Source organism: Roseibium sp. SCP14 (assembly GCF_040329475.1).
Taxonomy (GTDB): domain Bacteria; phylum Pseudomonadota; class Alphaproteobacteria; order Rhizobiales; family Stappiaceae; genus Roseibium.
This window is the reverse complement of record NZ_JBDZYH010000005.1, coordinates 294,649-314,288: the sequence shown is the minus strand read 5'-3', so window position 1 is coordinate 314,288 and position 19,640 is coordinate 294,649. Positions and strand designations below refer to the sequence as shown.

21 protein-coding genes are annotated in these 19,640 nt (G+C 56.3%); 17 read left to right on the top strand and 4 right to left on the bottom strand.

All coding sequences use genetic code 11. The features are described 5' to 3' along the window. The first annotated feature begins 13 nt into the window (after positions 1–13). The 9 genes from ABLQ08_RS21585 to ABLQ08_RS21545 all read left to right on the top strand — a co-directional run bounded on the left by ABLQ08_RS21585 (position 14) and on the right by ABLQ08_RS21545 (position 7,361). Entirely contained in the window at positions 14–334 is a 321-nt protein-coding gene (locus ABLQ08_RS21585) for a YbaB/EbfC family nucleoid-associated protein (protein WP_352946209.1), read from the top strand. A gap of 23 nt (positions 335–357) precedes the next feature. Beyond that, entirely contained in the window at positions 358–966 is a 609-nt protein-coding gene (gene recR / locus ABLQ08_RS21580) for a recombination mediator RecR (RefSeq protein ID WP_352946206.1), read from the top strand. A 190-nt stretch (positions 967–1,156) separates the two neighbouring features. Beyond that, the gene (locus ABLQ08_RS21575; RefSeq protein ID WP_352946203.1) at positions 1,157–1,855 is read left to right on the top strand and encodes a sulfate transporter family protein; all 699 of its coding nucleotides are present in this window, start codon (positions 1,157–1,159) and stop codon (positions 1,853–1,855) included. A gap of 29 nt (positions 1,856–1,884) precedes the next feature. Next, positions 1,885–2,820 carry a glutaminase gene (locus ABLQ08_RS21570; RefSeq protein ID WP_352946201.1) on the top strand — a complete coding sequence of 312 codons (936 nt, stop codon included), beginning with the start codon at positions 1,885–1,887 and terminating at the stop codon, positions 2,818–2,820. 204 nt (positions 2,821–3,024) lie between these two features. After that, complete coding sequence (sdhC, locus tag ABLQ08_RS21565; protein ID WP_352946199.1) at positions 3,025–3,423, top strand: succinate dehydrogenase, cytochrome b556 subunit; 399 nt, start codon at positions 3,025–3,027, stop codon at positions 3,421–3,423. A gap of 10 nt (positions 3,424–3,433) precedes the next feature. Next, positions 3,434–3,817, top strand: coding sequence for a succinate dehydrogenase, hydrophobic membrane anchor protein (gene sdhD / locus ABLQ08_RS21560; RefSeq protein ID WP_352946197.1), 384 nt, complete (start codon positions 3,434–3,436; stop codon positions 3,815–3,817). A 5-nt stretch (positions 3,818–3,822) separates the two neighbouring features. Beyond that, positions 3,823–5,649: a succinate dehydrogenase flavoprotein subunit gene (gene sdhA, locus ABLQ08_RS21555; RefSeq protein ID WP_352946195.1), complete on the top strand. Its 1,827-nt coding sequence runs from the start codon at positions 3,823–3,825 to the stop codon at positions 5,647–5,649. 11 nt (positions 5,650–5,660) lie between these two features. Then, complete coding sequence (locus tag ABLQ08_RS21550) at positions 5,661–6,509, top strand: FkbM family methyltransferase (RefSeq protein WP_352946193.1); 849 nt, start codon at positions 5,661–5,663, stop codon at positions 6,507–6,509. Positions 6,510–6,578: 69 nt separating this feature from the next. Beyond that, on the top strand, positions 6,579–7,361 hold the full coding sequence (locus ABLQ08_RS21545) for a succinate dehydrogenase iron-sulfur subunit (protein WP_352946191.1): 783 nt from the start codon (positions 6,579–6,581) through the stop codon (positions 7,359–7,361). 63 nt (positions 7,362–7,424) lie between these two features. Here the strand turns inward: ABLQ08_RS21545 and ABLQ08_RS21540 are convergent, their stop codons facing one another. Continuing rightward, a complete protein-coding gene (locus ABLQ08_RS21540) occupies positions 7,425–8,477 on the bottom strand; it encodes a helix-turn-helix domain-containing protein (protein ID WP_352946189.1) in 1,053 nt (350 codons plus the stop codon). Positions 8,478–9,001: 524 nt separating this feature from the next. Here ABLQ08_RS21540 and ABLQ08_RS21535 point away from each other — a divergent pair. The 5 genes from ABLQ08_RS21535 (at position 9,002) to ABLQ08_RS21515 (ending at position 13,358) form a co-directional block, all read left to right on the top strand. After that, positions 9,002–9,622 (top strand): AprI/Inh family metalloprotease inhibitor, encoded by a 621-nt coding sequence (locus tag ABLQ08_RS21535; RefSeq protein ID WP_352946187.1) that lies wholly within the window; start codon positions 9,002–9,004, stop codon positions 9,620–9,622. Between the two features lie 219 nt (positions 9,623–9,841). Next, complete coding sequence (gene creD, locus ABLQ08_RS21530) at positions 9,842–11,278, top strand: cell envelope integrity protein CreD (RefSeq protein WP_352946185.1); 1,437 nt, start codon at positions 9,842–9,844, stop codon at positions 11,276–11,278. 171 nt (positions 11,279–11,449) lie between these two features. Continuing rightward, entirely contained in the window at positions 11,450–11,827 is a 378-nt protein-coding gene (locus ABLQ08_RS21525; RefSeq protein WP_352946182.1) for a VOC family protein, read from the top strand. A gap of 219 nt (positions 11,828–12,046) precedes the next feature. Next, a complete protein-coding gene (msrA, locus tag ABLQ08_RS21520) occupies positions 12,047–12,691 on the top strand; it encodes a peptide-methionine (S)-S-oxide reductase MsrA (RefSeq protein WP_352946180.1) in 645 nt (214 codons plus the stop codon). A gap of 145 nt (positions 12,692–12,836) precedes the next feature. Then, the gene (locus tag ABLQ08_RS21515) at positions 12,837–13,358 is read left to right on the top strand and encodes a hypothetical protein (protein WP_352946177.1); all 522 of its coding nucleotides are present in this window, start codon (positions 12,837–12,839) and stop codon (positions 13,356–13,358) included. A 129-nt stretch (positions 13,359–13,487) separates the two neighbouring features. Here ABLQ08_RS21515 and recQ read toward each other — a convergent pair whose 3' ends face one another. The 3 genes from recQ to ABLQ08_RS21500 all read right to left on the bottom strand — a co-directional run bounded on the left by recQ (position 13,488) and on the right by ABLQ08_RS21500 (position 17,026). Continuing rightward, positions 13,488–15,377 (bottom strand): DNA helicase RecQ, encoded by a 1,890-nt coding sequence (recQ, locus tag ABLQ08_RS21510; RefSeq protein ID WP_352946174.1) that lies wholly within the window; start codon positions 15,375–15,377, stop codon positions 13,488–13,490. Between the two features lie 101 nt (positions 15,378–15,478). Next, positions 15,479–16,372 carry a 1-acyl-sn-glycerol-3-phosphate acyltransferase gene (locus ABLQ08_RS21505; protein ID WP_352946171.1) on the bottom strand — a complete coding sequence of 298 codons (894 nt, stop codon included), beginning with the start codon at positions 16,370–16,372 and terminating at the stop codon, positions 15,479–15,481. A gap of 276 nt (positions 16,373–16,648) precedes the next feature. Beyond that, entirely contained in the window at positions 16,649–17,026 is a 378-nt protein-coding gene (locus ABLQ08_RS21500; protein ID WP_352946169.1) for an MAPEG family protein, read from the bottom strand. A 232-nt stretch (positions 17,027–17,258) separates the two neighbouring features. Between ABLQ08_RS21500 and ABLQ08_RS21495 the strand changes: the two genes are divergently transcribed. The 3 genes from ABLQ08_RS21495 (at position 17,259) to ABLQ08_RS21485 (ending at position 19,201) form a co-directional block, all read left to right on the top strand. Beyond that, positions 17,259–17,714: an ArsR family transcriptional regulator gene (locus tag ABLQ08_RS21495; protein WP_352946166.1), complete on the top strand. Its 456-nt coding sequence runs from the start codon at positions 17,259–17,261 to the stop codon at positions 17,712–17,714. Positions 17,715–17,813: 99 nt separating this feature from the next. After that, entirely contained in the window at positions 17,814–18,341 is a 528-nt protein-coding gene (locus ABLQ08_RS21490; RefSeq protein ID WP_352946163.1) for a protease inhibitor Inh/omp19 family protein, read from the top strand. 74 nt (positions 18,342–18,415) lie between these two features. Continuing rightward, positions 18,416–19,201: a DUF7662 domain-containing protein gene (locus ABLQ08_RS21485; RefSeq protein WP_352946160.1), complete on the top strand. Its 786-nt coding sequence runs from the start codon at positions 18,416–18,418 to the stop codon at positions 19,199–19,201. The last annotated feature ends 439 nt before the right edge of the window (positions 19,202–19,640 follow it).

The window sequence follows — 19,640 nt, the reverse complement described above, 5'->3', positions numbered from 1 at the left end:
AAGGAGAAATCCGATGGACTTCCTCAAGATGATGAAGCAGGCCAAGCAGATGCAGGAGCAAATGGGCTCGCTTCAGGAACAGATCACAGACATCGAAGCCGAAGGCAGCTCCGGCGGTGGCCTGGTAACGCTTCGCCTCAACGGCAAAGGCGAAATGAAGAGCCTGAAAATCGACCCGTCCCTTCTGAAGGAAGAGGAAGGCGAGATCCTGGAAGATCTGATCATTGCCGCACACACGGATGGACGCGTGAAGATCGATCAGGCGATCCAGGACAAGACTCAGGAAATGATGGGTGGCCTGGGGCTGCCAGCCGGCATGAAGCTGCCGTTTTAAGATCTTACGGGGGCGGGCGGTTAATGGCACAAAAGCAGGTTGCAGGACCCGAGATCGAGCGGTTGATTCAACTGCTTGCGAAACTGCCGGGGCTTGGACCTCGCTCCGCGCGCCGCGCCGCTCTGCATCTCATCAAGAAAAAGGACCAGCTGCTGGTTCCTCTCGCAGACGCCATGGGTGTCGCAGTGAGCGAAATCGGTATCTGTTCCACGTGCGGCACCGTCGACACGTCCAATCCCTGCACAATCTGTGCGGACCCCAAGCGGGATCCAGGCGTGCTGGTCGTGGTCGAGGATGTTGCCGATCTTTGGGCGCTGGAACGCGCCGGAGCCGTCAATGCCCGCTACCACGTGCTCGGGGGCACTTTGTCACCGCTCGACGGCATCGGGCCTGAAGACCTCAATCTGGCATCACTGGTCGAACGGTGCGGATCCGAAGGCTATTCGGAAGTTATTCTTGCGATCAGCGCGACGGTCGAAGGCCAGACGACGGCCCACTACATCATGGACCATCTTTCACCGCTTGACGTGAATGTTACCAAGCTCGCCCATGGGGTCCCGGTCGGCGGTGAACTCGACTATCTGGACGAGGGGACGCTCGCGCAGGCGTTGAAGGCCCGGACGCGGTTTTGATTTGCCCAATGCCGAAAAGTTATCCCGGTGCAGTCAAGCGCAGGTTCGGGATCCTGCATTTGCTGAAGTCGATTTGATCTGACGGCGCCTGATCTCCCGCATTCGCAGAGGCCGCAACTGTATCTCCTCTTGCACCTTGCACCCTCCGCACTTATGTCGATGCGGTCATTCACAAAGACTTGAAGGTTCCATGTTCCAAGCCGCTTCCCGTGCCATGTCACAGGTGTTCGAGCAGCCGTTCCGCGCAATTTTCTGGAAGATGCTTGGTTTCACGATCGCGATCCTCGTGGTGATCTGGATCGTGTTGCAGGGCGTGGTCGGACACTTTCTTGGTGTTGCCGCCACTGAATACGGCAACGACGCCGCCTGGACAAACTGGGTCGAATGGTCGATCTCTATACTGACAGGTATCGGTGCCGTCTTTGCGCTCGGGTTTCTGATCGCGCCGATCTCAGCGCTTTTTGCCGGCCTCTTTCAGGACGATATTGCCGATATCGTCGAGACGCGCGACTACCCGGGCGACCGTCCCGGCAAGGCGCTTCCATTTGCGCAGTCGATCGGCCAGACAATCAAGTTTACCGGCATCGTCATTGCCGGAAACATTTTCGCGCTGCTTCTGCTCCTCATCCCGGGTGTCAACCTTGTCGCTTTCTTCCTGGTGAACGGGTATCTGCTCGGCCGGGAGTTCTTCGAATTCGCGGCAATGCGCTTCATGCCGCCGGAACAGGCCAGGGCGTTTCGGAAAGCACGTGGGGGAACCGTTTTCCTTGGCGGGCTGGTGATAGCCTGCCTGCTGGCCGTGCCGATCCTCAATCTGGTCACGCCTATTTTCGCAACCATCTTTATGATGCATCTCTATAAGAGACTTGCACCCGGAACGGCGATCTGACGAACTGCCTTTCCTTGTAGGAGTGGCACATGCAGGACCTTCTGAACGATCTGGCGGAGACCGCGTCGGGCAATCCCGACAAGGGAGAGGTTGCCAGTTACATTCCCGAACTTGCCGGGATCAACCCGGATCAGTTCGGAATTGCGGTCGCCTTGTCGGACGGACAGGTCTTCTCCGCTGGAGATGCCGAGGTGCCCTTTTCGATCCAGTCGGTTTCGAAGGTCTTTGCCCTTGCGCTTGCGCTCGGTCGGGTTGGCGACCAGCTCTGGTATCGGGTCGGGCGGGAACCGTCGGGGCTTTCCTTTGATTCGATCCTGCTTCTGGAGCGTGAAAACGGCATTCCGCGCAATCCTTTCATAAACGCGGGTGCGCTGGTGACGACCGATACCTATCTCGCCGGTTCCAGTCCGCGCGAGGCGCTTGGCGAGCTTGTCCGCTTTGTCCGGGCCGCGGCCGACGACGACAGTATTCACATCAACGAAAAAGTCGCGCATTCCGAAATCACAACCGGCCACCGGAATTTCTCCCTGGCGCATTATCTCGCCTCCCATGGCAACCTGCGCTCGACCGTCGACAAGGTTCTGGGAACTTATTGTCATCAATGCGCGATCGAGCTGACCTGCCGCCAACTGGCCATGGCGGGACGGTTTCTGGTCGATGCGGACAATATGCCTCAACTGGTTTCGGTTGAGCGCCGTCGCCGGATCAATGCGCTGATGATGACCTGTGGTCACTATGACGGTTCCGGCGATTTCGCCTTCCGGGTCGGCATGCCGGGCAAGAGCGGCGTCGGTGGAGGCATTTTGGTCGTTTCACCCGGCCGCGCCTCGATTGCCGTCTGGTCTCCGGGGCTCAACCGCTATGGCAATTCCAAGCTCGGGACGGAGGCGATGGAGACTTTTGCGCACAAAACAGGATGGTCGGTCTTCGGTGTTCCGCATTCCAATGAGGTGGTTGACGTATAGGTCACCTTTGGAATCGCCGCAATTTTTTACCAATGTTTCAAGTAATGATGCCCATTTAAACGATTCAGAAGTGGTTTCGGTGCGAATTGGCCTATAGGATATTTTGACCTTTGCGTGCGTTGGCGCTAGAAACCCTCTAGACAACGCGTTGATTTGCTTACGTTTCCGTAAGCGTTAGGTAGCGTCGTACGGGAGAGGAATTCCATGTCGAACGCCGATCTGCGAGGCAATCGCCCGCTATCGCCCCATCTTCAGATTTATAAACCCATTCTGACGATGGTTATGTCGATCCTGCACCGCATCACTGGCGCGGCGCTGTATTTCGGCACCATTCTTTTGGCCTGGTGGCTGATCGCCGCTGCCGCCGGTCCGACTTACTTTGATTTTGTCAACGAGATTTACGGCTCCATCATCGGGCGCTTGATCCTCTTCGGCTTCACCTGGGCCCTGGTGCACCATATGCTGGGTGGCCTTCGCCATTTCATCTGGGACATGGGCGCCGGGTTCGGCAAGGACGCGCGTGAGTGGCTGGCAAAAGCCACCATCATTGGTTCCGTTTCCCTGACGCTGATCCTCTGGATCATCGGTTACATGGTTCGCTAAGGAGAGTGTCATGGCGGATATGCGCACCCCTCTGAACAAGGTTCGCGGTCTTGGCTCTGCCAAGGAAGGCACAGACCATTTCTGGAAACAGCGCGTGACGGCTGTCGCCAACGTGTTCCTGATAAGCTTCTTCGTGATCATGGTCATCGCCATGCAGGGTTCGACCCATGGTGAAGTGATCGAGACGCTCAAGAACCCGCTGGTTTCGATCATTCTGCTGCTGGTGATCCTCTCCGGTGTCTATCACATGAAGCTTGGCATGCAGGTGATCATTGAAGACTATATCCACGGCGAAGGCATCAAGTTCCTGTCGCTGATGGCAAACACGTTCTTCTGCGCCTTCATCGGATTTGGCTGCATTTTCGCAGTGCTCAAGATTGGCTTTGGAGGTTAACCCGTATGGCCAAGACCTATGAATTTATCGACCACACCTATGACGTGGTCGTCGTCGGCGCCGGTGGCGCAGGCTTGCGCGCAACGCTCGGCATGGCCGAACAGGGATTGCGCACCGCCTGTATCACCAAGGTGTTTCCGACCCGTTCCCATACCGTGGCGGCCCAGGGCGGTATTGCAGCGTCCCTGAAGAACATGACGCCGGACTGCTGGGAATGGCACATGTACGACACCGTCAAGGGGTCCGACTGGCTAGGTGATACCGATGCCATGGAGTACCTTGCCCGCGAGGCGCCAAAGGCGGTTTACGAACTTGAGCATTACGGCGTTCCCTTCTCCCGGACAGAAGAGGGCAAGATTTATCAGCGCCCGTTCGGCGGCCATATGCAGAACTATGGTGAAGGCCCTCCCGTGCAGCGAACCTGTGCGGCTGCCGACCGGACCGGTCACGCCATCCTGCACACGCTTTACGGCCAGTCGCTGCGCCACAACGCGGAATTTTATATCGAATATTTCGCGCTTGACCTGATCATGTCCGAAGACGGCGTCTGCCAGGGCGTGATCGCGTGGAACCTTGACGATGGCACCATTCACCGTTTCTCCGCCAAGATGGTGGTTCTCGCGACCGGCGGATATGGCCGGGCGTATTTCTCCGCGACCTCCGCGCACACCTGTACCGGTGACGGCGGCGGCATGGTTGCCCGCGCCGGACTGCCGCTGCAGGACATGGAATTCGTTCAGTTCCACCCGACGGGAATCTACGGCTCCGGCTGCCTGATCACCGAAGGCGCCCGCGGCGAGGGCGGTTATCTGGTCAACTCGGAAGGCGAGCGTTTCATGGAACGCTATGCGCCATCAGCGAAGGATCTGGCGTCCCGTGACGTCGTGTCCCGCTGCATGACCATGGAGATCCGTGAAGGCCGCGGTGTCGGCAAGAACAACGACCACATCTTCCTGCATCTGGATCACCTTGATCCGGCACTGCTTGCCGAGCGCCTGCCGGGCATCTCCGAGAGCGCGCGCATTTTCGCCGGCGTCGATGTGACCAAGGATCCGATCCCGGTCCTGCCGACGGTTCACTACAATATGGGCGGTATTCCGACCAACTACTGGGGTGAAGTGCTGAATGCGGACAGCAAGAACCCGAACCGCATCCAGGAAGGTCTGATGGCCGTTGGTGAAGCTGGCTGTGCTTCCGTCCACGGGGCAAACCGTCTGGGTTCCAACTCGCTGATCGACCTTGTGGTCTTTGGCCGCGCTGCCGCGATCAAGGCAGCTGAGGTCGTCGATCCGAAATCTGCCGTTCCGGCTCCGAACGAAGCGTCCTGCGAAAAGATCATGGACCGCTTCGACAATCTGCGGAATGCCAGTGGCTCGATCCCGACCGCGGATCTGCGCAACAAGATGCAGCGCGCCATGCAGGAAGACGCAGCCGTGTTCCGTACCCAGGAGAGCCTCGAGGCAGGATGCGAGCGCCTCAGCGAGATCTGGAGCGAGCTGAAGGACCTCAAGGTCTCCGACCGCTCGATGATCTGGAATTCCGACCTGGTGGAAACGCTGGAGCTGGAGAACCTGATGGCCAATGCGATCACGACCGTTTATGGCGCGGAAGCCCGTAAGGAAAGCCGCGGCGCTCACGCTCGCGAAGACTACAAGGACGGTCCGTTTGCCGGTCGTGACGACGAGAACTGGCGCAAACACACGCTTGCCTGGGTCAATGACGCGGGTGAAGTGAAGCTGGATTACCGCCCTGTCGTGCTCGATCCGCTGACCACCTTCGATGAAGGTGGCATCGATCCGAAAAAGATCGCGCCGAAGGCGCGCGTCTACTAAGGAAGCGCTGAGTGAGCCAGGCAACAACAACCCTTCTGGACACGAGAAGTCCGTTCGGCACCTATCCTGCCGAGCGGATGGTTCGGGTTGCCTGGCGTCTTGCCGATCGGCACGACCTTTCCAAGGGGGTGCGCAAGCGCGTTCGCGCCCTGGTCGCACGGATCTTCAAGGGTCCTTACGACCTTGAGGCGGATGGTCTGAAATTCCGGATTTATCCGGGCGAGAACTATGACGACCGCAAGATTCTTGCGAAAGGACGTTTGCCGGAACGTGCTGAGCACAAACTGATTGAACCGCTTCTCGGCCAAGGCAAGGTTTTTGTCGATGTTGGAGCCAATATCGGCTCCTATTCGATCTTTGCCGCCGGTCTGGGAGCTGATGTGCTTTCGATCGAAGCCAATCCGCAGACTGCGGACAAACTCAGTTTCAACGTTCGTGCCAACGACTTGAAAAACCTCACCATCGTCAATTCGGCGGTCGGCCCACGGGACGACACGCTGCCGCTTTGGTTGGAGCCGAGCAATTGTGGCTTTGCCACCTTTGTGAAGGATCTGACCACAGGCGAATGGGCGGGGGACTGGTCTCCGACTTTCGTTCAGGTCCGGCCGCTTACTGCCATCGTCGATGAGCAGGGGCTTTCCGGCATAGACGTACTGAAAGTGGATGTGGAAGGGTTCGAAGACCGGGTGGTGCTTCCCTTCCTGAGACATGCGGACAAGAGCCTCTGGCCCCGCGTGATCCTTCTTGAAACCAATTGCCGGCCCTATTGGTCCGAGGATTGCCTGCCCGAACTGGCAAGCCGAGGCTATCAGGTGACCGGCCAGACAGATGACAACATGATCTTTGAGCTCGGTGACTGAGCAAAAGGATTTTAGGCCCAAAAGGCGCAATTGGCGCGAATAAAGGGCCCAACGCGGAGCAGTAACGAGATGGTTCAGCTGACGCTTCCCCGGAACTCCCAGGTGACGGAAGGCAAGGTGTGGGACAAGCCGGAAGGCGCTACCAACCTGCGCGAATACCGTATCTACCGCTGGAATCCGGATGATGGCCGCAATCCACGGGTCGACACTTATTTTGTCGATGCGGATGATTGCGGACCGATGGTTCTGGACGGTCTTATCTATATCAAGGACAAGATCGACCCGACCCTGACCTTCCGCCGTTCATGCCGTGAAGGGATTTGCGGATCCTGCGCCATGAACATTGACGGCACCAACACTCTCGCCTGTACCAAGGGCACGGACGAGATTGCCGGTGACGTCGTCAAGATCTATCCGCTGCCGCATATGGCGGTGGTGAAGGATCTCGTTCCGGACCTGACCCGCTTCTACGCTCAGCACCGTTCCATTGAGCCATGGCTCAAAACAGTTTCACCTGCTCCGGAAAAGGAATGGCTCCAGTCGCATGAAGACCGGGTCAAGCTGGACGGCCTCTACGAGTGCATCCTGTGTGCCTGCTGTTCCACGTCCTGCCCGAGCTACTGGTGGAACGGCGATCGGTACCTCGGCCCGGCCATCCTGCTGCAGGCCTACCGCTGGCTGATCGACAGCCGTGACGAGGCAACCGGCGAGCGTCTGGACAATCTGGAAGATCCGTTCCGTCTCTACCGCTGCCACACCATCATGAACTGCTCCCAGGCTTGCCCGAAAGGCCTGAACCCTGCAAAGGCGATTGCCGAGATCAAGAAGATGATGGTGGAGCGCCGGGTCTGATCTGCCGCACAGCGCACCGCAATTGGAAAGGCCGTCCCCCGGGGTGGCCTTTTTTTCTGAGAGCTACTCGGAAAGATACCGGATCCAGTTCTCCCATCGCCGGCCGGCGCGTTCGCCGGTTGATGCGGCGATCTTGAAATTCCGGCCTTCCTGGCGGAATTCACTTGCGGACATGCCGAATTGCTGCCGGAACAAACGGCTGAAAGAGGCAGAACTGGCAAAGCCCGCCTCGAACATGAGCTGCTGTATCGAAAACCGGTCATGAGAAGGGTCGGCCAGGCGCAGCTTGATCAGTCTGAGCCTCTGGTTTCTGACATAGGCGGCCACTCCCCCGTCGCTTTCAAACAGGGCATAAAGACGCGATCTGGAAATGCCGAGAGAGCGCATGATGAAGTTCGGGCCAAGTTCCGGATTGACGAGGTTCGCGCTGATGAAACGTCTGACGGCAATGGCGCGGGCTACCTGAACGCCGCCTTGCGTTTCATCGTCGGGTTGACCGGTATTCAAACAAGCCGCAATGAGTGCCAGCGACGAAGGGTTGAGCGAAACGGCTTCGCAACGCCGCATCCGGGGGGACAGATCGCGGAGCGTCAGCAGGTGATTTCTCAGCAAAACGGCAAGCGGTTCCCCCATGCCGATGCGTCTCAAATGCTGGTCGTCCGGTGCCTTGAGCAAAGGCGCCAGATCCATCCGGGGCACAATCAGCGTAAGCGTGACGATGTCCGTTGTCTTGCTGGCCATCGGCTGAGAATTGTCGAAGACAATCAGGTCTCCAGCCCTGACCGTTCTGTCCTCACCCCGGTGGCTGTAGAGCATATTGCCCGTTTCGTAGAGCTGGATCATGTAGTGATCCATACCGTCGTGTCCGATCAGTCGTTCCGACCGCTGCCAGTTCTGACGCGCGGCGCTCGTCGTTGCCAGCATATGCGCCCCATGCAGGTAGGCCGCCAGCGATGCGTCGAATTCGCGAGCCCTACGCAACTCTCTTTCGGCCTCGACTTCGAACACGGCGGAAATACTCTCTCGCCAAAGCGAAAACCGTTCGCCCGGTGCAGCGTCGGCAACGGTGAAATGCGCATAAGGTAAGTAAGATCGGCCCGCCACGTCGACGTGCATTCGCTGTCTCCTGTTCACCTCGTTAGAATTACGAAGGTTTGCGCGCGTTTTCAATCGATCCATCGGCTCGGACGCAATGGCGTTTCTGTGGCTTGCAGGACATCAGGAAAACAGTTTGGGACTTGCGGCAAACAGCAAAACCTTCTGGAGTTAAGTCTTCTTGTTTAAACGTTGAGCCTAGGGAGGAGTTGCAAGACTTTGAATTCGACTGTCTGCATCTGTTTTGAAACACTGAAGAAAATTGACCTCAAATTGTTGCTGTTATGTTTGCGCCTAACTAGTGATTTTTTGAATGTGATTGGGTGCCGGATCTTGTGCTTCGGTCAAATTCTGTGCGCTGGTGAGAGCCTTTGGTCTCTTTGCCGTCATGTCAGATGGAAGCCGGGATCAGTCCGTTTTTCAGGAATACCAATCGCAGTCATCCGATCGTTGTCCTGCGCTCTTCCCGTCCCTGTTTCTGACCTCTCTTCCTGAGAGCTGTGCGGTTCCTTTCCCGCCCCTTTTTGAAAATATGGAGTGACCTCATGAGGTTTAGTCGACCGCTCGCGATGGCAGGCGTTGTTGTTTCGGGATTGTCTGTTGCCGCTTGTCAGTCGGCCCCTTCCACAGGAAACACCGCGGTTCAAGGGTTTTCCTCTCCAACGGCGTCGGAAACCGCCAACACGCCGGTCATAATGCCTGCCGTCGACCCCATCGGACGCTCGACGTCCTCATCCAAAAGCAAAAGCTGGACTTCTGCAGACGGGACCAGACATACGAAGACAACCACGTCTTCAGCAGGATTTTCCGTTGATCCGAATGCCGCCGGCGCGCTTGTTGCCGGGTTGCTGGGAGGAAATTCCAACAGTGCCGGAACCAGTGGAGCTTCCGCCTCGAATGCGGCAAGTTATGTCGGCAAATGGAACCTTTCGGCATCGAACCAAAACTGCAGTCTGACATTGAACAAACCAATTGCCGGCAGCGCTTCGGCTTCGGCGTTCGGTTGTTTCGGTACGAATCTGAACCGGGTCACGACCTGGTCTTTGCGTGGTTACGACGTCGTGCTGACGGGTTTTGGCGAAACCTACGCGACCCTGCGTGTCACTCAACCCAACCGGATGGATGGAAACCTGGCGGGCGGCGGCACAATTACGGCATGGCGATAACCCTATGTATCGGATCGAAACGCCCTGCTGAACCGGTCTGAGGTTTGGTCAACCTTCACAAAGCGCAGCTTGCGGGACTGAAGAGGCTGCACACATTCTGCAATTTCAATGCAGAAAAGACCCGCGTTTCCGCCCTGCAATCACCCTGTTTGCTCTGAAAGTTCGACCCATTGAACGGGACCGCTTGTTTGGGCTCCCGTCCGGCAGAGGTTCGAATGAATGACAAGTGATACTGACAAGACATTTTCTGACATGCCATCCGGCAGGTCGACGCCGCATCGGGGATATTCGCTGCTGAATTCACCGGCAGCAAAATTCATCCTGATCGGTTTTGTAACGCTGATGCTCGTTGCACCGAGCACATTTGTCTGGTTGCTGGTGGAGGAGAGGGCAGACCGGGCGAGGGAGGTTGCCCGCGACATCGCCAGGTCCTGGGGCGGGACGCAGCAGATCAATGGCCCGTATCTGGTGGTTCCGTTCACCGAAACTTTCGATACCGGGCTAGCAGGAAATCGAAAAACCAAAACCGTCCGTCGTAAGGTTGTGCTTTTTCCGAAAAAGCTGGATGTCTCGGGAGACGTTGTCGTGGAAGAGCGGCAAAAGTCCATCTATACGCTTCCCGTCTATAATGGCCGTTTGATGTTGAAGGGCCGGTTCGAAACACCGCCTGAAGGTGCATTTGATCCCAAACACGGCGGCAGAATCGACATCGCGGCAGACAAGGCGGTTCTCGTGGTTGGCATTGGAGATCTGCGGGCCTTGAAAAGCGAAGTTGCCCTCAAACTGGATGGTAATCGCGAAGTTTCCTTCGAACCCGGTCTGGAAGCTCTCGTGTTCAATCCGGAAAACGAGTCTTTCCATCCGCAACATGCATCGGGTATCAACGCAGGCGTTTCTTCGGCCTATTGGCGGAAGGGTTTCACTTTTGAAATTCCATTTCAGCTCAATGGATCATCCGCTGTCTTCATTGCACCAGCGGGACAAACCACCAGCGTGAAACTGCAGTCCAATTGGCCTCATCCGGGTTTCACCGGGGCGTTTTTGCCTGAGGCGCGGAATATTTCCGACAGCGGGTTCGATGCCACATGGAGTATCCCGTATCTGGCACGAGGCATTCCAAAGTTCCAGGAAACGAACCAACTGCCATTGGCAACGAGACTCATCGGCGTGAAGTTCGTTGAGCCGGTCAATTTTTATCAGACCATTTCGCGCTCATTGAAGTACGCCATAGGCTTTATCAGCCTGACGTTCCTGGCGGTCTTTGTTCTTGAAATGCGGTCTGGCTGGCGATTCCACTGGATTCAATATGGTCTGGTCGGTTTTGCCCTGATCATCTTCTATGTGATGTTGCTCGCCTTTGCGGAACATGTCGGTTATGCGCTTGCCTACCTGATTGCTGCAGGTGCCGCGACTGTCCTCAATGCTGTTTATGTTGGTGCGTCGCTCAAAAGCCGATCCGCCGGTCTGGTCATGTTCGTCGTACTGGCAAGCATATTCGGTGTTCTGTTCGCCCTGATGCGCGAGCAGGACTATGCATTGCTGATCGGATCGATCATCGCCTTCATCGCGCTCGCAGTCACAATGTTCGCAACGCAGAAAATCGACTGGACCGGACAGGGTTCTGAAGCGCACAGCCTGGAAAACGCGCAGGTTTGATGGAAGCGTTGTGAAGACAAGTGCGAAAAGAATAGAAGCAGGCCGTTCGGTCTGCTTCTTTTTTGTGCTGGTTGCTCACATCGACATCAAGACGGTTTACGACAGGTGTTGCGATTTGCCTTGTTTTGTTCGATATTTGTTCTCATCTGATTTTGAGCTTTGGAGATGAAAATGCACAAGAGTCGATTGGGCGATCTGGTGATCGATTGCGAAGGTGGAGATATTGACGAGCATGCATCGTTCTGGGCCGGGGCGCTTGGAAGAAGGGTTGAAGCGAAACCGAAAAATCCTCGATACCGCCGTCTGGAAGGCAAAGCCGGTGAGATCGGCATCCTGCTGCAGTCGGTAGAACACCCATCACGCGTTCATCTCGATATTGAAACCGATGATCCGGAAAGAGAAGTTGCCCGCCTTGAGAAATTGGGCGCAAAGATCGTGCAACGTTTCGAACATTGGGTAGTGATGGAAGCCGGCAGCGGTCACAGGTTCTGTGTTGTCAGTCCGCAAACTCCGGAGTTTGGGCAGTCCGCAAACAGCTGGGAGAGTTGAGCTTTCAGGAAGCCGGTCACGGGAATCTCACGGCGTTGTGCAGGTTCGGGCTTTGGAGTTGAGTTGTCTCTTTGGCCGGATGCGTTACCTCTAGCGGCAACTAAAGCGTTATCGGAAAAATTTGAATCACCTGACGCTGTCTGACGTCGAAGATTTCATCGCGTTATGTGATTCCGGTGTTTCAAGGATTTTCCGAAACACTGTAATGGAGGATCTGACATGAAGCGTATCTTACCGCTGACTTTTCTTGCTGCCCTTGCCGGCACTGGCCCGCTTGCGCCCGCGCAGGCTGAAACTGCCATTCTGGCGGGTGGTTGCTTCTGGTGCGTGGAATCGGATCTGGAAAAATTGCCGGGGGTGCGTGATGTCGTGTCGGGTTACGCCGGTGGGTCTACACAAAACCCAACCTACAAGAACTACGAGCGCGGCGGCCACCGTGAAGTTGTCCAGGTGGATTTCGACGAGACCAAGATCAGTTATGGCGATCTTGTCGGTATTTTCCTGCGCACGGTTGATGTAACGGATGCCGGTGGACAGTTTTGCGACCGCGGCTTCGGTTACTCCACCGCCATTTATCCGCTTGATGAGGGCCAGGCCGCGGATGCGACAGCCCAAATCAAGAAAGCGAACCAGGCGCTCGGCGGCAAGGTCGTGACACCGGTGGAAGGAGCGGCCGTCTTCTGGCCAGCGGAAGAGTACCATCAGGGCTACTACAAGAGCGATGTTCGCACATTGACACGTTTCGGTTATGTCACCCGTGCTGATGCATACAAAGGCTATCGCAAGGCGTGCGGACGGGATGCGCGGGTAAAATCGGTTTGGGGCGGGGAAGCTTACAAGGGATTGCCCAAGACCGGTTCCTGACAAACAGCAGTTCGAATGCCCGGCAACGCCGGGCATTTTTTTGCTTTTCACTCTTTGTAAAATGTTGGGTGCGGGTTCGGGGTTTGCCGTAGCGTAAGTTGTGTACTACCTTTTTCAGGTGGGCTCACGTCTTTGAGGCGGGGTGATGCTTGGATTGTTTGGACGTCGGAGTTCAGAAGAACCTGAATTTGTTTCAGAGCTTAGGGCTGTTGAAACAGAAGATCGTTTGCGAGGCAGCCTGGCGGAATTGCTTGCAGCGGCAAGTCTCGAAATAGGTGATACCAACACGCCGACCGAGTTCGCCGCGACTGCTACGGTTGCCGTCGTAAAGCTGATTTTGAAAACGGTTGATGTGAAATTCGATGACCTGTCGTTCGAAAACCGGTTCATAACCGGCCTGTTTGGTTTCCTCGTTGCTCATAATTTGACCCGAAGAACCAACGCGGACCTGGGCGTGGTGCTTGGGATCGCCGGCCTTGATCTGTTTTCGCGCGAGGAAATCGACCAGATCTACAAGCTGGGATCTTCTTACAGACGATTACGTCAGAACAGGAAAACGCATCTGGCACTGCGCGAGATCGTGGATCAGTTCCTGGCCGACCCTGCCGAGGAAACGCTTGCGTATGTGGCAGGCGCCTACCAATTGTGCCTGCAAGCGGACAATTGACTTAGAAATCAGGCAGCTCACCAGTTATTTCTCTAGAAGTTCGCAGAAGAACCTCCGGGACTTGCACAGAAGGCAAGCTGGTCGAATTGTCGGTCATTCCTCATGGGCATGCCGACCGGTCAAACCATGTCAAACACCGACTTCAAAGGCTTCAACCAGCTCAATGACAGCCTCGCCATATTTCTCAAGCTTGGACTGGCCAATGCCGGAAACGGACAGGAGAGCATCGGAGGAAACCGGACGGGCCGCGGCGATACCCGCCAGCGTCGCATCGGGAAAGACAACATAGGGCGGAACGTTCTGGTCCCGTGCGATCTGGGTTCTCAGGCGACGCAACCGCTGGAAGAGGAGCTTGTCTTCTTCATCAAGTTCGTCGGCGATCGAAGCCGTTCTCGATGATCGGGTCTGTTTTAGCCCGGCCGGGTTGCGGTCTCTGCGCAGTGCTATCTTTTCCTCTCCGCGCAGGATTGTTCGGGCATTCTCGGTTAGAACCAGCGCGCCGAAATGGTCATGATCGACATCGACATATCCGGCCGCAACCAACTGCCGGGCAATTGACTGCCAGGTCTTTTGCGGCAAATCCTGACCTATCCCGAACACAGAAAGCCCGTCATGGCCAAAACGGGCCACCTTTTCGTTCGTTTTCCCCAAAAGCACATCGATGACGTGTCCGGTGCCGAAACGCTGGCCAGTTCGGTAAATGGCCGACATCAGTTTCTGGGCAGCTTCCGTTCCGTCCCAGGTCTCGACAGGTGACAGGCACGTATCGCAGTTGCCGCAAGGTTCAGGATAGATTTCGCCGAAATGCGCCAGCAGCGCCTGACGTCTGCAGCCAGCAGTTTCACATATGCCCAGAAGTGCATTCAGTTTAGTGTTTTCCGCACGCTTGACCTCATCCGGGGCATCGCCCTCTGCGATCATGCGTCGTCTTTGTACGAGATCCGCCATGCCATAGGCCATGAAGGCTTCAGAGGGCGCTCCGTCACGCCCAGCGCGACCGGTTTCCTGATAATAGGCTTCAACAGACGACGGCAGATCCAGATGCGCGACGTACCGAACATCCGGCTTGTCGATGCCCATGCCGAAGGCAACCGTTGCCACCAGGCAAAGGCCTTCCTCCAGTAGAAAGGCATCCTGATGCGAGGCGCGTTTATCGGTGGGCAGCCCTGCGTGGTAGGGAAGGGCCTTGATGCCTTTTGCTGTCAGCCATTCGGCAATGTCTTCGACCTTTGCGCGCGACAGGCAATAGACAATGCCGCTTTCCCCGTCGTGCTTTTTGAGAAAATCCAGGAGTTGCTGCCGCTGATTGGTGCGTTCGACGATCTCGTAGCGGATATTGGGCCGGTCAAAGCTGGTCGAAAAGACCTGCGCTTCCTCCAGCTGAAGTCTGGCAAGAATGTCCTTTTGCGTATGCGGGTCCGCAGTTGCCGTAAGTGCGACGCGTGGCACCCCTGGGTAGCGATCCGAAAGACAGGAAAGAGACAGGTATTCCGGTCTGAAATCGTGACCCCATTGACTGACGCAATGCGCTTCGTCGATGGCAAAAAGTGCGATCTTGAGCGTGTCCAGCAAACGGCGGAAATTCTCGTTGGCGAGCCGCTCCGGCGTCACATAGAGAAGGTCGATGTCACCGCTGCCCAGGTTTTCCCGAAGCGCGGCCTGCTCCTCGGGCGACAAGGTGGAATTCAGGGCGGCCGCCCGGACACCTGCCGCTTTCAGTGCGCCGACCTGATCCTTCATCAACGCGATAAGGGGGGACACAACTATGCCAACGCCCTGACGGCAAAGTGCGGGGATCTGGTAGCATAGTGATTTGCCTGCTCCGGTCGGAAACAGGACGACTGCATCGTTGCCGTCGATCAGCGTGTCAATGACAGCGTGCTGCTTCCCGCGAAAGTCACTGTAACCGAACACCTTTTGCAGGACAGCAAGCGGCTTCGGCTCCGGTCTGACAAGCGGAGCATCGTTAATCGGAGCTGGAGTGGTTTCATCCGCGGCAATTGCGGGTGACACTGGCATGGGGCAGCGGCTTCCTTTGATTCCTCCGCACAATGTCTTATTCGCAGGCCGAGAGCAAACGGGCCTGTGGATGATTTGAGACGTCGGGGGTGAACGCCGCCCTAGAATTCCGCATCAGGATTTGAGGCCAGTGTTTCGGCGCAATGAACCCGCATCTGTTCGGTCAGGTCAGTAAGATCGCCTTCCAGCCGCTCAGGCCGGATCGGTTTGCCGAAATGAACCCTGAACTTGGCGTTCTTCTTGTTGAGCAGTTCGTTGAAGACTGTCATGTCGCGCAATTCGGTCGATACGCGGGCGAGGAAGTAGAACAGCCCGGAATTGCGTCCTCCCATATGCATCGGAATGATGGGCGCCTTGTTCTTGCGCGCCAGTGCAAGGGCCGAGGTCATCCAGGGACGTTCGGTCAGTTTGCCATCATGCCAATATGCGAGCCGACCGGACGGAAACAGGACGACGACCCGCTCCTTCGAGAATGCAGAAGAAGCGAGTTTGATGGTTTCCTTGGATTTCTCACGCGTTTTGAAATCAGCCCGCCATTCCACGGGGATAATCATGTCGGCAAGACGCGGGTTAATGCGGATTGCGTCCCGGTTGGCAAAGATCGCCAGGTCGTCGCGCCGGGGTTTGATTGCATCGTAAAGCACGATGCCATCGGCAATTCCGGTCGGGTGATTGCAGACGAGCACGACAGGGCCTTCGCTCGGCACGCGTTCAAGGCCTAGTGTCGTAACATCGAGGCTGAGCAGATTGCTCAGATGCGCGAACACATCAAGCGCTTCCATTTGGGAAATGGTGTCGGCCATGTCGACGGCGGACTTGTAGCGCAGCACCTTATGGGCGAATGGACGAATGAAAGGCCACCAGGGGCTCGCCATCACCAGTTTGCCCCGTTCAGCGATCAGAACATCGACTATATGCTGGTCGGAAACTGTTCGCTGTGACGCTGCCTGGTGGCGCGTCGGCAAGGTGTCCGTCGTCTGGTCTGTCGTCCGCACAATGCACCTCTGCCCATCGGTAAACCGTACTTCTACTCAACATCGTTAACGAAATCAGCCGCTTGGTGCAAATCTTCGTTGAACAATTTTGGAGTTTAGGCTCTTGCCTGAACGAAGGCTAGTCAGCGTTCTTGACCAAATTTCGCCCTTGGTCAGGGGCAAAAGACCCGATGTGGGATCAAATTTGGGGCAGCCTCAACTCGATTGAACGATAGGCCGGAGATCTAGGCGATAGTGAGAGAGAAGGCCGAAACGGACTATTTTCTGGAGCTCTGATCAGCTCCAGAGAGGTGTGGTGAAAAGCGCGATGATTGTCAGGAAACTCGCTGCCCAGGCAACAGAACGAGGTGTGGAACGGTCCGTCCAGTAACAGAAGATGTAGATGAGCCTGAGCAAGATGAACAACACCGCCAGCTGATTGATCCAGTAGGATGCGCCTCCCTGACTTATTGCGACAAACACGGCAACCGCAAAGAAGGGAAACGCTTCGTATCCATTGGCTTGTGCGGACTGGGCCCGAGCCCGGAACCCCTCTCGCCAGAAGTCGGGATCTCTCGGGTTCGAGTTGTCGAAATCCTTGCTCAGTTTGGCTGGAAATGCAGACAGGATGGGAAGGATGGCCGCAACGAGAATGCACCAGAAGGCAACCGGCATCTAAATCTCCTGAAAATCTTTGTTCGCTTCAATAGGTGAGGCTGCTGCGATCCGGCAACAAAATTCGTCGTGAAACAGCATGTAATCGCCTTGGCAATTTGACGGAACCGTTCTGGTTTTGCTCTCGAAACCGAGGAACCTGACATTTTGTCATATAGAATTCTCGCTCCGGCGCTAGGGGGAGACCGCCGCGGCATGTGCGGCGGCATACGAGCCTGCGAAGGAAATCTGCGTGACAAAGACCACCGTCCTATTCATCTGCCCGGACAATTCCCTGCTCGGTCCTCTGGCAGAAGCCTATCTGAATTGCCGGGCGAAAGGGCTCATGCGGGCGTTTTCCGCAGGCATCAATCCGGCTGAAGGTCTCAACCGGTATGTCAACCGGCTGCTGTCCGCGAAGGGCGTAAACGCCAATGGACTCAATCCCAAGTCGGTCGATATATTCCTCATGCCGCATGGCGTGGTCCCTGACCGTGTGATTTATCTTGCGGACATGGAACCGATCGTTTTGCCGCTATTCTGGAAGGCCACGACATCCAGCCACTGGTGGAGTGTCGCAGGAAAGCCGCCCCTGCAGTCAACATTTGCAGCGGGCGCGAACTATTTTCATCGAATTAGAAAGTCGATTGACCTGCTCGTTGAACCCACCCAAACCACTGAAGGTTCGGTCTCTTTTGGGACGGGCTGATGTGGCCGTGAAGTTAATTTCGGCGGGTTTTGCATTTTTGACAAATTCTAGGCTAAGAGATGCTTCGAGATTGAGACGATGTTAAGGGAATGATTCGTCATGAAGCGTGCGGGAAAACTGGTATTGGTTCTGGGATTGGTGGTCCTTGCCGCCGGGTGTCAGCGTCTTTCCGGAGGCCGGAACTACGCTGCGCCGTTGCCTGCGACACCGACCACACCGGTGGGCAGTGGCTCGCTGGCTCCGCTTGATCCCAATGCAGCACCGGTTGCCGGATCTCCGACCGACGTGGCGTCTGCTCCCGCGGATCTTGCCAACAATCCGGTATCAGCTCCGGCAAATGCACAAACTGTCGGACGTTCCGACCTGCTTGGCGGCTGGAAACTGTCCTCGGCCGGAGACAACTGTATGGCATTCATGACCCTGACGACATGGTCGGGCGGGTATCGCGCCAACACCAGGGGCTGTGCGACACCGGTCCTGTCGGGAATCTCCGCATGGGACCTCAATGGCAACCAGGTTGTCTTGAAGGACGGGTCCGGCGTGATCGTCGCGCAACTCTATTCCAGCACTCCGGGACAATTTAACGGGCAAACCTCTGCGGGCGCTCCAATTTCGCTGTTCCGTTAACAACCCTCCGTAATTTTGCTGGACAATACGCGTTAAAAGTGTATATTTGCACACCTACCGGAAAGGCTGTGCAAATGTCGAAATATGAACCACTGCGTGAGCACCTGGCTCTTCTTAAAGACGTTGTCTGGGCTGCAAAGCTTGAAGAAGTGGAGGAAATCATTGGTTCCCCGCTTCCCAAAAGCGCCCGGGAGCACCGTACATGGTGGGCCAATTCCGGCGGTACTCTTGTTCATCAGAATTCCTGGCTTGATGCGGGCTGGCGCGTTGAACGCACGGACCTGATGCGCGATGTGATCGTGTTCAGGCGGTTACGGATTGGCGGCACTGTGGTTGCCAACGGTGCGGCGCGGGCAGATCGAGCCGCGAAAAATCCGCAAAAGGCGGCGGAGCGGCGCCTGGCCAAGGAAATGTCGGCCATTCGCCAACCGGCGACCGTTACTCTGCGGGCTGAGTGGTCGGCGCTCGGCGAGGTACAAAAAACACCCTGTTCAAAGAACACCATTCCGCCAAAAGGCGGCATTCTGAGATTTGCAGCGCTGAACGGCGATGATGTCCATACGGTGATCGTTGCGACCATGTCGGTCCATCAGGCGTATCGCAGTCTTCGCATGAAAATGAAGGGACTGGAGAACGACACTGACAGTTCTGTCGGTTCCGAAGTCTTCGAAAGAACGGAATTCGACCAGAAAGCGCCGATTGAGTGCGACGTCGTGAAGTCCGGAAATGCCTGGTTGTTGACAGACGGCCGCGGCCGGAAAGCAGACCTCGATGCGCAGTCCGAATGCTATCTGGTCGCGCAATTGCTCTATCTTCAGGAGCTGCAAAACGGCAGAAATTCGACGCTTTTGCTGCGCTAGTTCCTGAAATCAGTACGGACCCAGCTCCTCCCGCACGGTGAGCAATCACTGTGCCCGGCGCCCGCAATCGGTTTTCCGGTCGCGGGCGAACTGGTTTTCAAGCCATGCTTGTGCACCCAACGTCTGATCACAGGTTCAACCGAGCGGGAATTGCCGTGGTCTTGGCATTCCGGATCGGCTGGGGCGGCAAAACCGGCAGAAATGTTTTGTTTGATGTTCTCGAATTTACTTGCAAGCGCATGATCGATCTGCGGGGCAACGGCAAACTGTCGTCATTCAATAGGCGTGCGGCCGCCTGGGCGTCGGTTGCACAATCAGCGAACAATTTCGGTGAGCACTGTTTTTGATTGCGCCGGTCCGAAGGGTCTATCCAATAAACGTGTAAGTTGTAGAGCTTTCAACCAGAGCGAATAACCAGGCTTGGCATCATCAAATTCGT